Annotated in this window: 11 protein-coding genes; all 11 read right to left on the reverse strand. The window is 61.9% G+C overall.

Annotated elements, in window-relative coordinates:
- The 11 genes from tssE to MYL53_RS10205 all read right to left on the reverse strand — a co-directional run bounded on the left by tssE (position 1) and on the right by MYL53_RS10205 (position 14,799).
- Complete coding sequence (tssE, locus tag MYL53_RS10155; RefSeq protein WP_035594083.1) at positions 1-435, reverse strand: type VI secretion system baseplate subunit TssE; 435 nt, start codon at positions 433-435, stop codon at positions 1-3.
- Between the two features lie 4 nt (positions 436-439).
- Complete coding sequence (tssC, locus tag MYL53_RS10160) at positions 440-1,924, reverse strand: type VI secretion system contractile sheath large subunit (protein ID WP_035594081.1); 1,485 nt, start codon at positions 1,922-1,924, stop codon at positions 440-442.
- A gap of 28 nt (positions 1,925-1,952) precedes the next feature.
- Complete coding sequence (gene tssB / locus MYL53_RS10165) at positions 1,953-2,471, reverse strand: type VI secretion system contractile sheath small subunit (RefSeq protein ID WP_247853670.1); 519 nt, start codon at positions 2,469-2,471, stop codon at positions 1,953-1,955.
- Between the two features lie 1,127 nt (positions 2,472-3,598).
- Entirely contained in the window at positions 3,599-4,459 is an 861-nt protein-coding gene (locus MYL53_RS10170; protein ID WP_247853672.1) for a tetratricopeptide repeat protein, read from the reverse strand.
- Positions 4,460-4,598: 139 nt separating this feature from the next.
- Positions 4,599-5,519 (reverse strand): tetratricopeptide repeat protein, encoded by a 921-nt coding sequence (locus tag MYL53_RS10175; protein ID WP_247853674.1) that lies wholly within the window; start codon positions 5,517-5,519, stop codon positions 4,599-4,601.
- Positions 5,520-5,601: 82 nt separating this feature from the next.
- Positions 5,602-6,585 (reverse strand): tetratricopeptide repeat protein, encoded by a 984-nt coding sequence (locus MYL53_RS10180; RefSeq protein ID WP_247853676.1) that lies wholly within the window; start codon positions 6,583-6,585, stop codon positions 5,602-5,604.
- 19 nt (positions 6,586-6,604) lie between these two features.
- Positions 6,605-7,600, reverse strand: coding sequence for a tetratricopeptide repeat protein (locus tag MYL53_RS10185; protein ID WP_247853678.1), 996 nt, complete (start codon positions 7,598-7,600; stop codon positions 6,605-6,607).
- Positions 7,601-7,602: 2 nt separating this feature from the next.
- On the reverse strand, positions 7,603-11,064 hold the full coding sequence (locus MYL53_RS10190; protein ID WP_247853679.1) for a LysM peptidoglycan-binding domain-containing protein: 3,462 nt from the start codon (positions 11,062-11,064) through the stop codon (positions 7,603-7,605).
- Positions 11,052-11,924, reverse strand: a complete 873-nt coding sequence (locus MYL53_RS10195) for a DUF4123 domain-containing protein (protein ID WP_247853680.1) — start codon at positions 11,922-11,924, stop codon at positions 11,052-11,054. Before MYL53_RS10195 ends, MYL53_RS10190 begins: the two co-directional genes overlap by 13 nt.
- Complete coding sequence (locus MYL53_RS10200) at positions 11,909-14,041, reverse strand: type VI secretion system Vgr family protein (protein ID WP_247853681.1); 2,133 nt, start codon at positions 14,039-14,041, stop codon at positions 11,909-11,911. The genes MYL53_RS10195 and MYL53_RS10200 overlap by 16 nt, the downstream gene beginning before the upstream one ends.
- 239 nt (positions 14,042-14,280) lie before the next feature.
- Entirely contained in the window at positions 14,281-14,799 is a 519-nt protein-coding gene (locus tag MYL53_RS10205; RefSeq protein ID WP_247853682.1) for an Hcp family type VI secretion system effector, read from the reverse strand.
- Positions 14,800-14,881: the final 82 nt, after the last annotated feature.

A 14,881-nucleotide genomic window follows, 5' to 3' on the forward strand; every position in this document is an offset into this window, starting at 1 on the left:
TCAGTTCAGGCACTGGTAGCGCTTGTCGTTGAGCAGCAGGTCGATGGTGGTCTGGGTCGTGTCGCGCCCCAGATCGAGGATGGCCAGGACCTGGAAGCGCAACTGCAGCGGATTGCCCTCGTTGGGCAGGGTCTCGACCTGGACGCGGCGGACGCGCGGCTCGTAGCGCTCGATGCACTCGCGGATGGCGCGCTCGACCTTGAGTTCGAGGTCGAGCACGCCGAGCGTGGCGTCGTTGAAGTCGAGCAGGCCCAGATCCGGGGCACATTCGCTGTGCCCCGGATGGCTGTTGAGCAGGTCGACCAGATGGCGCTTGATCGAGGCCAGGGTGGCCTCGACCGCCGCGTCGCCCTCAGGCACGGGGCGCGCCGGGGTCGACAGGCGCTCGAACAGCCGGGCGCCGAGCGGTCCGCTTCGATCCCTGAAGGCGGTCATGACGTCAGTCCTTGTCGAGGCGTCCCACCAGCGACAGCTCGAAGTTGGCGCCCATGTACTTGAAGTGCGGACGCACCGCCAGCGACACCTGATACCAGCCCGGATCGCCCTCGACGTCGGAGACCTGTACCGAGGCGGCCCGCAGCGGACGGCGGCTGCGCACATCGGCCGGCGGATTCTCCTGGTCGGCGACGTACTGGCGGATCCAGGTGTTGAGCTCGCGCTCGAGATCCTGGCGCTCCTTCCAGGAGCCGATCTGCTCGCGCTGCAGCACCTTGATGTAGTGGGCCAGGCGATTGACGATGAACACGTAGGGCAGCTGGGTGCCGAGCTTGTAGTTGGTCTCGGCCTCGCGTCCTTCCGGGGTGTTGGGGAAGGTCTTGGGCTTCTGCACCGAGTTGGCGGAGAAGAAGGCGGCGTTGTCGCTGCCCTTGCGCATGGTCAGCGAGATGAAGCCTTCCTCGGCCATCTCGAACTCGCGCCGGTCGGTGACCAGCACCTCGGTGGGAATCTTGCTCTGCACCTGGCCCATGGCCTCGAAGGTGTGCACCGGCAGGTTCTCCACCGCGCCGCCGCTCTGCGGGCCGATGATGTTCGGCGCCCAGCGGTACTTGGCGAAGCTGTCGTTCAGGCGCTCGGCGAGCAGATAGGCGGTGTTGCCCCACAGGTAGTGGTCGTGGCTCTCGCTGACCGACTCCTCGTAGTGGAACGACTTGACCGGATTCTCCACCGGATCGTAGGGCGTGCGCAGCAGGAAGCGCGGTGCGGTGAGACCCAGGTAGCGGGAATCCTCGGATTCGCGCAGGCTGCGCCAGCGGGCGTACTTGGGCCCCTCGAAGATCGCCTTGAAGTCCTTGATGTTGGGCAGCTCCTCGAAGCTGTCGATGCCGAAGAAGCTCGGCGCCACCGAGGACAGGAAGGGGGCGTGGGACATGGCGCCGACCGAGGCGGTGTACTGCAGCAGCTTGATGTCCGGGGTGGAAGGCGTGAAGTCGTAGTGACCGATCATCGCCGCCACCGGCTCGCCGCCGAACTGACCGTATTCGGCCGCATAGACGTGCTGGTAGAGCCCGCTCTGGCTGATCTCCGGGGCGAACTCGAAGTCGTCGAGCAGCTCTTCCTTGGTGGCATGCAGCACGTTGAGCTTGATGTTCTCGCGGAAGTCGGTGCGATCGACCAGCAGCTTGAGGCCGCGCCAGGCCGACTCCAGGTGCTGGAACTGCTGATCGTGCAGGATCTCGTCCACCTGATGGCCGATCTTGCGGTCCAGCTCGACGATCATCCGATCGACGACCGACTTGTTGACCTGCTGGTCATCGTCGCTCTTGAGCAGTTCGCCGATGAAGGCGGCCACGCCCTGCTTGGCCACGTCGTAGCCTTCGTCGGCCGGCGCCATGCGGGTCTGCGCCATCACCTGGTCGAGCAGGGAGACGTCTTCGGTGCTCTCGGCGGACTGAGTCTGGGCCTGGGTCTGGGTCGATTCGGTCATGGTGCGTACCTCGCCTCCGTGCGGGGAATCAGGAATCTTTCGAGGGGGCGTCGTCGTCGAGCAGCTGGAGCTCGCTCAACAGCTGATCCCGGGCTTCCGGGTTCTCGATCAGCGCCTGCAGGCGCTCGCGGAACGCCGGCACGTTACCCAGCGGACCTTTCAGCGCCACCAGCGCCTCGCGCAGCTCGACCAGCTTGCGCAACTCGGGCACCTGGCGCGCCACGCTGTCCGGCGAGAAGTCCTGCAGGGAGTTGAACTCGAGCTCGACGCCCAGCTCGCGACCGTCGTCCGCGGCGCCTTCCTCGAGGCGATTCGGCACGCTGGTCTGCAGGCCGAGGCCTGCCTCGCGCATCACGGACTGGAAGTTGTTCTTGTCCACCGAGACGGCATCCCGCTCCTCGATGGGGGTTTCCTCGGCGCCGCCCTTGAAATCGCCGACCACCAGCAGCTTCTGGGGCAGCTCGGTCTCGGCCTGCTGATCCCCGGTGGCAGGAACGTACTTGATGTTGATGCGCTCTTTGGGCGCAACGGAGCCTTCCTTGGACATGGAGAACCTCTCCCTGCGAATGACGACACTTGTTGGACCAGCAACGACCCGGTTGTTCGTCATGGCATGAACCATGTCGGCGTGACCGAACCGCAACAGTAGTAGTTTCCCGCCGGATGGAGAGCATGAACGCTCGGCGGGTGAAGAAAACGAGCGCGAGGCTACCACCCTTCACATGACTGTCGAGGGCTTCCACAGTGGCGCCGCTCTCCCTGCGCCAAGCCCCGCCCTTTCCCTCATTGCACAAAAATGCGCCATTTATCGCGATCTCCAGCCAAACCGGAGGAAAAGATGTTTCTTTTTGTAACTTAAAAACCCCATGTAAGATATTTCCTACATCACGCGTCTTGAAAGGAGTACGTTAGCAACTCTTTATGTAAGACGTATTCTCACTCTCACCACGCAGCGGGTTCCTGAAAGCCTCGTGACGGAAAGCGAACAGATGCACGAAACGGCACATGACGGCCTCCCTTACGGATCGTCATCCTGGGAGTCAGGGGCTGCCCGCAACGCAATGAAGACAAGGAATCGTGGCGGAGAGCGGAGAGTGGGGTAAGTCAGCGAAAGACAAGGCGGCAGGTCAGGCGCGGCCGACGCCGAGCATGGCTCGCTGAGGCAGATGGGACCGGTGGGATGTATCGGTCTTCGGGAGCCGGCGATAGCGCAGATCGAGCGCACTCACGCACTCATGGCGCCTCGGGATGCTTGCGTTGCCTGCCGATCGCCATTGAGAAGGAGGGACGACTATCCCTGGCGGAGCAATCGATTGAGTCGCGGTGCGAAAAAACTCTCATCGGATACGACGAGTGCCGTTCACAGCTTGTGGAACTTTACCTTTCAACAAGCCTACGCTTTGCCCTACTCGGCGGTTCAGCACCTCAAGGAACAGGTCACATTCTGCTGGGTGATTCATTCGGCCCGAGTCACCCATGCCCTGGCTAGAGCTAGCTTCGGCGGCCTGCTCCAGCTCCACTCGGAGGGGGAAGTATCTCGATCCATTCATGCTGCCCCCGGAGGCGCATGCCCTCATCCTTGGCGACCTGAACCTCGAGCTCGAGGGACCATACCGGTAGCGATAGAAACATCAGACCACAAAGCAACCCACCTAATACATTCTCCCTCACAATCTAGAAGCCATATCTCGCCGGAAATTTCGACAGGGGCGGGCCATGATTCAACCATTTTTCTTCGGCTAGCGCTTCAGCTTCCTGGCGCTGCTCATATGTCAAGAGATCCCGATTTCTTTCCATAAGGCTTTTAGGGTAATGATCACCTGCCTCTTCACGCATTGCATAAAGAATTGCCCATCCCTTCACAGGATTCCTCTCCACCCCGCACTGACTGCCCCCAAACTCTTGAAAGGTATCGGGATTAAGGTAACACCACGCAACTCCAAATCTAGCATCCAACATCCCTGCGCCAGAGACTTTAACTTCCCACTCCCAAGACTCTTGCTCTTTACCTTGCTCCTCCAACATACTAGAAACTGTTCGCATCGCAGGCACATATCCTTGTTCTGCCGCCTGTCGTGCAAGTTTTTCCGCGTCTTCTAGACGACTCTCTTCCGACCAATAAAAGCCATATCCATCTCGAATCATCTTGGCCAGACGATCCTGGGCTTCAGGGTTACCGGCTTCTGCGGATTTCTCCAGCCATTCATGGCCTTCATCTCTATCGTCCAGAGCGCCATAAATGTAATACAGCGCCAACATGGCGTCGGTGTCTCCGTCCTCGGCTAGAGGCAACTGTTCATCGCGCGCCTTTTCGCGCCAGCCTTCGTCATCTTCGGGGCACTCGCCACCAGCGACGCAGGCGCCGCCGCTCCATAGGCGCAGCATCGAATAAGGATCATCATGTCCTGCAGCCTGGAGATACCAATCCATGGCCTCGTGTGATAGTCCTCTAGCCAGCAGACGGTTCGCCTCCCCCAGATAGTACATGGACTCGACATCTCCCGCCTCGGCGGCCTTCTCAAGATAGGGCTGCATCTTGATCCACTCTGACAGCCCCCAGAGCCGCATGCCTTCGTCTTTAGCGGCCTGAACCTCGGGCTCGAAGGCCCATGCCGACAGAGGGCATACTAGACATGTAACGAGTAGCAGGGCGGTACACCATGATCGCCGCATCCTAGTAACCAAAACGCGGTGGGAAGTTAGATAAAGGGGGCTCTTTTTCGACCCACTCTCTTGCTAACATCTTGGCTTGCTCAATTTCTTCAGAGGTTATTTCGTCTTTGTTACGCCTCATTGCACTTTGCGCAGAATGGTTGCTAGTTTCTTCCACCATAGCTAACAGGATTGCCCATCCAAGAACGACGTCTTGCTTATTCTGACACATGTCGATTCCAGCTTCGGAATTAAGCTCTTGCGGATTTAAATAGCACCACCCTATCCCGAAGCGCTCCCCGACATCGCCATGTTCAGAGGCTTTTACAGTCCACTCCCAAGCTTGCTCAGGCTTCTCTTGTTTCTCCAGCACACCTGCTAAGTCACTCATCGCAGGCACATAGCCCTGTTCTGCAGCCTTACGAAACCACTCCTCAGCGGCTTCCAGACGCCTGGATTCCAAGAAGTACCAGCCCTGGCCGCCACGAATATTCATCCCCAGCCGCGTCTGGGCCTCGGGGTTGCCCGCTTCCGCCGCTTTTTCCAGCCATTCCTGTCCATCTCCACTATCGTCCACCAGGCGATAGATATGGTAGAGTGCCAGCATGGCGTCAGTATCCCCTGCCTCGGCCTTAGGTAGAGTCTCGGCCAGGGCCTTCTCTCGCCAGCCCTCAGCGTCCTTCGGGCATTCGTCACCGGCGATGCAGGCGCCGCTCTGGAACAGGCGCAGCATGGCATAGGGTTCGCCTTGCTCGGCAGCTTTGAGATACCAGTCCAGGGCCGCTCGCGTCATATTCATCATGCGCTGACGACGCTCCGCTTCTCCCATGTAATACATGGCCTCAACATCACCGGCCTCGGCAGCTTGCTCTAGATAGGGCAAAGCCGAAGTCGAGTGCTGGATGTTGTAAAGGCGCATGCCTTCGTCCTTGGCGGCCTGCACCTCGGGCTCGAAGGCGGAGGCCGATGGAGGACATACCAACCATGCCAGGATCAGCGGGGCTGTGAACCATGATCTACGCATCCTAGAAGCCAAAACGGGGTGGGAAGTTGGATAGAGGCGGCTGCTTGTTTAGCCATTCATCGAACATGGCTTCAGCTTTGTTCTTCTGACGGTCATTAAGCTCGCCCTCATTCCACTCAAGGACTCTTTCGGCAGCCCGAAGCTCTATTCCTCTTTTAAGGGCCGTCAATATGGCCCAGCCTTTCATTACATCTCTCTTATTACTGCAAACATCAACACTTGTTTCCTTGTTCAGCTCTTCAGGGTTGAGGTAACACCAACCCAGAGTCAAACGGTCATCTACATGACCATTATCAGAAGCTCTAACCTTCCATCTCCAAGCCTGGTCATGCTTATCTAATTTTTCTAATACGTCAGACAAACTACTCATCGCCGGCACATAGCCCTGCTCCGCGGCTTTACGAAACCATTCCTCGGCAGCCTCCAGGCGCCGGGATTCCAGGAAGTACCAGCCCTGACCGCCACTAATGTTCATGCCTAGCCGCGTCTGGGCTTCGGGATTGCCCGCTTCCGCCGCTTTTTCCAGCCATTCGACGCCCTCTCCGCTGTCGTCCATCAGGCGATAGATATGGTAGAGCGCTAGCATCGCATCGGTATCGCCCGCCTCGGCCCTGGGTAGAGTCTCGGCAAGCGCCTTCTCGCGCCAGCCCTCGGCGTCCTCCGGGCATTCGTCGCCGGCCACGCAGGCACCACCCTGGAAAAGGCGCAGCATGGCATAGGGATCGCCCTGTTCGGCGGCCTGGAGATACCAGTTCATGGCTTTCAGGGTCATCCCGCCCATCTTCTGACGTCGCTCAGCTTCACCCATATAGTACATGGCCTCCACATCACCAGCCTCGGCGGCTTCTTCCAAATAAGGCAACGCTCTTGTCGACTCGCCAATATTATAGAGTCGCATGCCTTTGTCTTTGGCGGCCTGGTTCTCAGGCTCGAGGGCGGTGGCCGATAGAGGACACGCCAGCAATGCTAGAGTCAGCAAGGCCATGCACCATGATCGCTGCATCCTAGAAACCAAAACGCGGGGGAAAATCAGACACATCTGGCCCTTTATTCACCCATTCCTCAACAAGAGCTTCTGTGCGTCTTTTTTGCTCTTCGGTGAGTAGATTCTTATTGTCTTCAAGGATGTCTGAAGCTGTCTCATTACCCACTTCTTCTTTCAAAGCAGCTAAAATCGCCCACCCCTTTACGGCATCTTGCTCGACAGGGCAAAGATCAACCTCTGCGAGATTCTCATATTCACCTGGATTCAAATAACACCAGCCCACTCGGGTCCGCAAACTTTCATCACCCAGATCAGAGCCCTTGAGACTCCACCTCCAAGATCCTTCAAAGTCCTCAAGCTTGATTAACACCTCACTTAGGCTTTTCATCGCCGGCACATAGCCCTGTTCAGCGGCCTTTCTAAACCATTCTGCGGCAGCCTCCAAACGCCTGGACCCCAGAAAGTACCAGCCCTGACCGCCACGAATATTCATGCCCAGCCGCGTCTGAGCTTCGGGATTGCCCGCTTCCGCCGCTTTTTCCAGCCATTCGACGCCCTCTCCGCTGTCGTCCATCAGGCGATAGATATGGTAGAGCGCCAGCATGGCATCAATATCCCCTGCTTCGGCCTTGGGTAGAGTCTCGGCAAGCGCCTTCTCGCGCCAGCCCTCGGCGTCCTCCGGGCATTCGTCGCCGGCCACGCAGGCACCACCCTGGAAAAGGCGCAGCATGGCATAGGGATCGCCCTGTTCGGCGGCCTGGAGATACCAGTTCATGGCTTTCAGGGTCATCCCGCCCATATTCTGACGTCGCTCAGCTTCACCCATATAGTACATGGCCTCCACATCACCAGCCTCGGCGACTTCTTCCAAATAAGGCAACGCTCTTGTCGACTCGCCAATATTATAGAGTCGCATGCCTTCGTCCTTGGCGGACTGCACCTCGGGCTCGAGGGCGGTAGCGATGCCAGGCAGGATTATCAGAATACTGGCGAGTAAAATATGGGTAAGGCGCATCCTTACGACTCCCGGTAGGTTACATGTGTGCCGCCTGGTGTCGTCACCCGTTGGCATTGAACATCTGCATCTCGTCCCAGGCGGTTGGCTATATCGATATACTTGTTTCTCGCCCTGAGGACTTCAGGCAACACAGATCCTTTCTCTTCCATGAACTGATCCAGTCGATAACGGTTCTCGCAATAGGCCTGTCCGCGAGCTGCCTTATTATCGCGTTCATTTTCGCTGTCCTCGGCGCCGGCATAATCGCCATCGGCCGACATTCGGGCCACGGCCTTCTCGAACAATCGCTGGGCGGCGCTGCGACGATAAACCCCATCGCGATGCCCCTGCTCTATCCACTCCAGGCATTGAGCAATGGCGATCTGCTGCAGATCGATGGCATCGTCATACTCGTCTCCCTTCATATAGCTCCACAGGCTCGGCCGGGTGGCCAGCACGTTCAGCAGCGGCCCCAAGGCCTCGGGGGTAAGATGTTGAACCCAAGCGGACATTTGAGAAGATAGCTCGGAGTTCCCCGAGGTATCGACAATGGCAAAGGCGATAACCCCAGCGCGATCGCTCTGGGTCAACTGGTTGTAGAGTCGCCGAATGCCGTCCCGTCCTCGAGCCGCCAGCAGCCCCACGTCCAGCAGCGTGGTGGTGGCCAGATAAGTCAGCTGACTGATGCTATCGAAGGCGTCCTCATCGACCCAGTCGACGAAGCCATAGTCGTTGTCGCGCAGGGCCTGGCCGATCATCATCAGCCACAGATCCAGCTGCTCGAGGTCCAGCTCGACGGCAATCTTCCCGCCCACCGTGACGCCGGCGAACACCTTGGCCTTGGCGTAGGCCACAAACCGGCCATTGCGAAGCCCCAGCCGGAACCCCAGCTCGGCCCCGATACCCACGCCGACCTCCCCACCCAGCAGAGCTTGGCCGAGGCCACGCCACTGGTCCAGGTCACGTTGCTGTGTCTTGAGGCTGAGCCAATCCTGATCCGCAAGCTGGGGCAGCTGACGGGTGATATCCTCGGGCGGCTGCCAGCGCAGCTCACACTGGGTCTGCAACCCGAGCGTCGCGCCGGCGAAGGCCTTGAGGGTCGCGCCTTCGGCCTCGCGCTGGGCCCAATCGACGCCGGTCAACTGCAAGCCGTTCTCATTGAACGCCAAACCGGTCTCGGCGCCCAGGGCCACGCTGGCGCCGGCGAAGCCCTTGGCCACCAGTTCCATGCGGATGGAGTAGCATCCCATGCTGCGCCTTTCTCCATCGCGGTTGGCCAAGACCGCGTCGAAGGGAACGGCCTCATCCTCCCCCGGAAGATGCAGGGTACCCAGGCTGATTTCCCCTCGGGCCAGACTCCAGGTGCCCTTTACCTCCCACTGGAAGCCGGCCTTCACTCCGGCGCCATGATCCTGGCCAGCCTCCCAGCCACCGTCTTGCCTTTCTAGGGTTCCCTGACGCTTCTGCTCGGCGCCAAGTTGACCACCGCCGCTGCTCTCTACCTTGACGTCGAAAAGCTCAAGGCTAGCGTCCCGCTCGAGCAGCGTCAGTGATTCGTCAAACTCGTGGGAGAGCGCCTGATTCAGCTCGCCATGAGGCATGCCGACCAGGCGCAGCATCTGTGCCTGGGCACTGGCGTCGAACAGACGCAGCGTCTCACGGGCAGGACCGGTGAACAGCATACGCTGCAGGGCCTCACCCCATTGCGACCTGGCACCATCGTCCCTTAGCGAGGCCACCTCATACGCCTGGTCGTCGAGATACTGGAAGAACGTCTCCGGCCGGAAGAAGCCGAGGCCTTCATCGAACCACTCGGCTCGGCGCTCGATCTTCTCGCAGCCCTGTCCCTCCAGCCACTGCGACAAGGCGGTTTCCGGGGCCTCCCATAGCGTAGCCGGCAATGCCCCATCCGCCTCCAGTTGGCGACTCAATTGCTGTCGCTCGTCCTCACTCATGTCTCGCTGGAGCTGATGCAAGCTGAGATGACTCAGCGCACGCGCTCCCTGCGGCGAGCTGAACTCGCGCAGCGGAAAATCCTTGCGCACCAGCACATCGATGCTCTGCTTCTCGTACCCCAGTGCATGGCGCTGATCTTCTAGATCAGCCTGCCAGAACAGCACACGTTGGGGCTGCATGGCCGCCACCGCCTGACGGGCAGTGGCATAAAGCGCGTCGAGCTGTGAGGTCCGGCGCTCGAAGCGGCGACGCTCCTCGGCGAAGAGGTGCATGGGCAAGGCGGCATTGCCGGCGGTGGCGGTCGTCCACTCCTCCAGCCTGGCCTCGACGTCGTCGTAGATATCCACCGCCTCCTTGAGAAGACGATTGTAGTGATTGAAGGCATCGATGCCGGGATCAAGGTCCGCTCTCGAGGTCTTGAGCGCTGGATCCGCCAAGGCCCACTCGGGAGTGGCGATGCCCAGCGTCGCGAGCGCCACGATACTGTCCCGGTAGGCTTTGATATCCTCGTTCATCAGCTCGACGCGCTCGGAGAAGTAGTCGACGAGCGCCGTGCAGCGGGACGAGTCCTTGGGAGACATGCTTTCGCAGTCGGCAAGGAAGTCTTGATATTCCTTGAGAGCTTCCTGGAGGGGGAGCAACTCGCCAGGCTGAGTCACGGAGATAGCGTCGCCCACGACCCTCGCTCGACAGAGGCGATAGGTTTCCAGCGCCTCGGCGATATCGTCCTCCCAGGGCCCGTAGTAGCGACTCCCATCGATGACGTAGCCTTGCGCCTGTGCCCGCTCGCTCCCCTTGCGATAGAGCGCATTCAGTTCATCGAGTAGCTGCGTTTCTTCGGGATGTTGAGCCCGCTCATGATAGTAGGAAATCGACACGATCAGCGGGGATACCCAAAACCAATCAGTCTCGGTCAGGCCTTCGTGCTCGGCCACGCGACGGGCGGCATCCCCCTCGGCCTCTCCGCTAAGTTCGGCCAAGCGACTCAACATGTTACGGCACTGTTGTCGCTCGCCCTCGTTGAGGAAGTTTTCCGGCCGCGCTGGCAGAAAACACTCCATCAAACCGGCGTCATCGTTCAAGTGAACCTGCCGCGCCTCCGGATCTTCCACTGCGACCCAACCCGCCAGCTCGTCTGCCGCTTCATGCAATGACTCGGCGACGCTTTCGGTCAGTAGCCAGAAGGTACCAGTGCCGGTCAGGTAGAGAATATCGGCCCAAGCATCGTCCTCACAGGGAGGCGGGGCGGCTTCCTGTACTTCCCCGCCTGCAGCGGGCGGCGGATCGAAAAATGGCAACTGCAGCACCGTGAACTCTAGCGGCGAGGATGAGGCGGAAGACGCCTTCGCGATCCAGTCTCCAGTCTTTCGCCTTGCCCCCGTACCGGGCAGCGTCAGGGTCCCGTCGCGCAGGATCATATCCGGGTCTTGGATCTCCGGATTCAGCTCCAGTAGTTTTTCGACCGAGACCTCCCAGGTCTCGGCCAGTTCGCTCAGGGTATCGCCATCCTTGATCACATAGTCCATTCGAGCGTGTTCCTATCTTGTGCCTGAAGCATCTCCATGCGTTCGCGAAGGGCCTTGACCTTGCGCCAGGCCGGCTGATCCGAATCGAGGATCTCGCAACTCTCCTCGCTCTCGCGCCATGCCGTCTGCTGCACATAGGGCAGCAGACTCTCCAGGTGGCGGGCCCGGGTGATGCCGTGACGGTTGAGCACGGCCAGCCCTTCCAGCCAGGCGGCGTCGACCTCGTCGAGCCGACCCCCCAGCCGCTCGGCCAGGAACCAGGCCTGAGGGGCCGCCTTGAGCGCCGCTTCCATGTCGGGCGTCAGGCGCGGCGGGGCATCCAGCGCATCGGCTGCCTCGAGCCTCTTCCAAGCCTGCCAATGCCCCGTGGGCGTGGGGATGGCGAGCTCGCCTAGCGGCGACAAGATTTGCGCCAGCGCTGCGGGCTCGGCGCTGGCCAGTAGAGCGGTCAGGGCCGCCGGGTCCTGCAGGTTGACCAGCGACTGCCCGCCGTGAGGGTCCGCCCAGACGAACAGGTCCTGCAGGTGGGCGATCAGCTCGGCAATGTCCGTCGTCGGTAACGGCTGACAGCACCAACCCAGGCGGCGTTCACGACACAGGGCCTCGCCGACGCACCAGGCGTCGCTGCCGGGCTCGAGAAGCACGGCCCAAGGGCCGGCCTCCTGCAGCGGGGCAAGCGGCGTGGCGGCGAACAGCGGCACGTGTTCATGGATGCCCTCGTGGCCCAGCAGCGCGCCACTTGCCTCGGAGGCACGGCGCTGGTCGAGGACCATCACCAGGGAGCGTTCGGGCGACAGCCAGGCCTCGGGCTCGCCGCTGAGGTAGGCCCGCTCGGGCAGGCGCGCTAGCCAGCCAGGCATGGGCAATCCTCCCGGCTGCACTGAGTCTCGCTGATCTTGCCGCACAGCGGCATCAGCGACGCTTCCGAGAGCTTGTAATCGAGCAGCGGGGGCAGCGCGATGGGCGTGATTGCCTCATGTGTCTCCGGCTCGGCATGGCCGGGCAACAGCGGCGCCTGGGCGCCCTGGCCGGTGCCGCTGCCGGGGCTGCCGCCAGCGTTGACCTTGACGCTGGGGCCGACGATGGTGATGCCGCCGCCGTCGATCTTGAGGAAGCTGCCGCCGGCCTTGAGGGTCAGCTCGCTGCCGGCTTCCATGACCACCTTCTGGCCGGCCTTGATGTGCAGTTCGCGGCCGCTCTCGGTGAGCCAGGCCTGGCCGGCACTGAGGTGCAGGCTGCCGTCGATGGTCAGGTGCTGGGCGCCATCGTTCTTCTCGCGCCGCTCGCCGTGCACGCTGTGATGATCATCGCGGTCGATCTCGGCGATGCGGTCGCGCTCGATCTTGAGGTCGCTGTCGCGGCGGATCTCCTCAAGACGGTCGTTCTCGGTCAGCAGTTCCAGATCTTTCTGGGCGTGCACCCAGATCTGCTCCTGGTCGTGCTGGTCCTCGAAGCGCAGTTCGTTGAAGCCTTCACCCTGGTGGGTCTGGGTGCGCAGCACGGTGCGCGTCTTGTGTTCGGGCAGCGAGTACGGCGGCGTGTTGACCGCGTGGTAGGTGCGGCCAGTAATCAACGGCTGGTCCGGGTCGCCTTCCAGGAAGGAGACGATCACCTCGTGGCCGATGCGCGGGATCGCCATCATGCCGTAGCCGCCGCCGGCCCAGTCCTGGCTGACCCGCAACCACGCACTCGCCGTCTCGTCCGGCGCCGCATAGCGGTCCCAGGGGAACTGGCAGCGCACGCGGCCGTGCTCGTCGCAGTGGATCTCCTCGCCCTCGGGGCCGACCACGAAGGCTACCTGGGGGCCGTCGACTCGCGGCTTGGGCTGAGGCGCGGGGCGCCAGGCGGCGTCGTCCGGGGTCAGGCTCAGGGTGTTGTGATACCGCGTCATGGCTTCCGAGCCTGACTCTCCGGCCTGGCCCCGCAGGCCATCACGGTCACTGGCGGTAATGCCGACGGCATCTTCCTCCAGCGCCTGGGGCTGCTCGCCCTGGTGGACCACCTTGATGACCTGCCAGCCGCGATTGAACTCGCCGACGTCATGATCGGCCAGGGTGAAGCGCGCGCCCGGGGTGAGCTCGGGCAGGTCGCTCTCGCCGTCGAGCGTCAGGGCGTCGTGGCGCAGGTGCTCGAGGCGATGGCGGGTGAAGGCTCGACCCGAGGCATCGGCCTTGTAGCGGCCTGGGTAGTCGTAGTGTTCGTAGTCCGACCGTTGTGAGTGCGCGTCCAGGCCCGCGGCCTCCCGATCATGAAGCTGATCGTAGGCCGGCTGCTTGAACGAATAGTCCTTGAGCTGGGCCCGGGCCGGGCGCACCCGGGCGGTCTGGGTCAGCCGCCGCAGGTGGCCCTTGGGCGCGCTGCCGCCGGCGCGATGCAGATAGGTGCGCTCGCCGAGCCCGGTGAGCACCTGGGGGGCGTCGGCGAACACCAGCCGATGGGCGCCGAGATCGGCGTCCTCGAATTCATGGAAATAGAACAGCCCTTCCTCGGCGGCCAGGCGCTCGAGAAAGGCGAGGTCGGTCTCGCGGTACTGCACGCAGTACTCGCGCTCGGCGGGCTCGCGACTCACCGCGAAGGCCACGTCGGTCAGGCCGCGTTCCTCGCACAGAGTATTGAGGATGGTCAGCGGCGAGACGCGCTGGAAGATGCGCGAGTTCTGACGCAGCGAGAGCCGCCACAGCGAGGGGCGGATCACCACCTCGTAGTGGCTGCGGCGATGGCCGCGGTCGCCACGGCCGAACTCGGCCACGATGCCGTGGACCCGGCGCTGGGCCACGCCGTCCTGCCACACGGTCAGGCTCGCCGGGCGATCGAGCAGTGTCTGTGGCGAGAGGTCCGCGGCGCGGCTGGCGACGCGCACCTGCAGATGGAAGGGCGCCGAGAGCGCCTCTTCATGGGTGAAGTCGACGACGGCCAGGTCGGCCTCATCGGCCCCCGTGAGGCTCAGGGTGAACTGCAGTCCATTGGCCTGGGTCATGGCATCCCTCCTGGAGGCCGTGTCCGATCCTTGGATCACCGGCCGCGAAGGGCCGGCGAAAGGGCTAGATTACGCGAGTGCGGCGCCGACACAAGTCGACGGCGGCATGGCTCAGGGCTCGCCTGACGGACGAGAACGACCAGCGCTGAGACATGCCGCCGCCAGGGCCGAGGCCCTGGCGACGAAGACGGTGCCCGCCGGCGCGAGCATTGGCTGGGGCACCGCAGGGCGCGAGGCGATCAGGCCTCGATCGGGGCGCGCCAGTCGTCGGAACCGGAGGTGCCGGCGACGGTGTGTTCCCAGTCGATCTTGCGATAGGCCAGGGACACGTCCATCAGCTGGGTGAACTCGGAGCTGTTGGAATCCTGGGCATGGGGCATGCGCAGGTTGATGTCGACGATGGTGGCGTCGGTCAGCGAGGTGGTGAAGAAGTGCTCCTGCTTGCCCTCGACGGAGGTGCGGTACCACTTCAGCTCGACGTTCGGCAGCATCTCGCCGGAGGCCAGGGCGTTGTACATCAGCGGCACGGCCTTGTTCAGGGCCACGGTGAAGATGAACGGCTTGTGGGCGCGCTGGCCGGAGGGCTGACCGGACTGCGGGTCGGTCGGCACGGTGACGATGTGCTTGAATTCCTGCACCAGCATCTGGTCCTCGTGACCCTCGACGTAGATGTTGCCGACGGACTCGGGGGTGAAGGCACCGGCGGTGATGTTGCCCTGGGTCTGGCCTTCGATGCTGATATAACACGGCGTAGGCATGTGTCTGCTCCTTGACGATGAATGACGGTGTCCGATGGACACCCTGAATAAGCACTTCCTGGGCCAATGTATAAATAATTAT

Origin of the sequence: Halomonas getboli (assembly GCF_023094245.1) — a bacterium.
In the GTDB taxonomy this organism is placed as follows: Bacteria; Pseudomonadota; Gammaproteobacteria; order Pseudomonadales; family Halomonadaceae; genus Halomonas; species Halomonas getboli.

Bases quoted from the DNA above. Each gene is read 5' to 3' on its own strand.
- tssE (WP_035594083.1), bottom strand. From the start codon at position 435: ATGACCGCCTTCAGGGATCGAAGCGGACCGCTCGGCGCCCGGCTGTTC.
- tssC (WP_035594081.1), bottom strand. From the start codon at position 1,924: ATGACCGAATCGACCCAGACCCAGGCCCAGACTCAGTCCGCCGAGAGC.
- tssB (WP_247853670.1), bottom strand. From the start codon at position 2,471: ATGTCCAAGGAAGGCTCCGTTGCGCCCAAAGAGCGCATCAACATCAAG.
- MYL53_RS10170 (WP_247853672.1), bottom strand. From the start codon at position 4,459: ATGCAGCCCTATCTTGAGAAGGCCGCCGAGGCGGGAGATGTCGAGTCC.
- MYL53_RS10180 (WP_247853676.1), bottom strand. From the start codon at position 6,585: ATGGCCTTGCTGACTCTAGCATTGCTGGCGTGTCCTCTATCGGCCACC.
- MYL53_RS10185 (WP_247853678.1), bottom strand. From the start codon at position 7,600: ATGCGCCTTACCCATATTTTACTCGCCAGTATTCTGATAATCCTGCCT.
- MYL53_RS10190 (WP_247853679.1), bottom strand. From the start codon at position 11,064: ATGGACTATGTGATCAAGGATGGCGATACCCTGAGCGAACTGGCCGAG.
- MYL53_RS10195 (WP_247853680.1), bottom strand. From the start codon at position 11,924: ATGCCTGGCTGGCTAGCGCGCCTGCCCGAGCGGGCCTACCTCAGCGGC.
- MYL53_RS10200 (WP_247853681.1), bottom strand. From the start codon at position 14,041: ATGACCCAGGCCAATGGACTGCAGTTCACCCTGAGCCTCACGGGGGCC.
- MYL53_RS10205 (WP_247853682.1), bottom strand. From the start codon at position 14,799: ATGCCTACGCCGTGTTATATCAGCATCGAAGGCCAGACCCAGGGCAAC.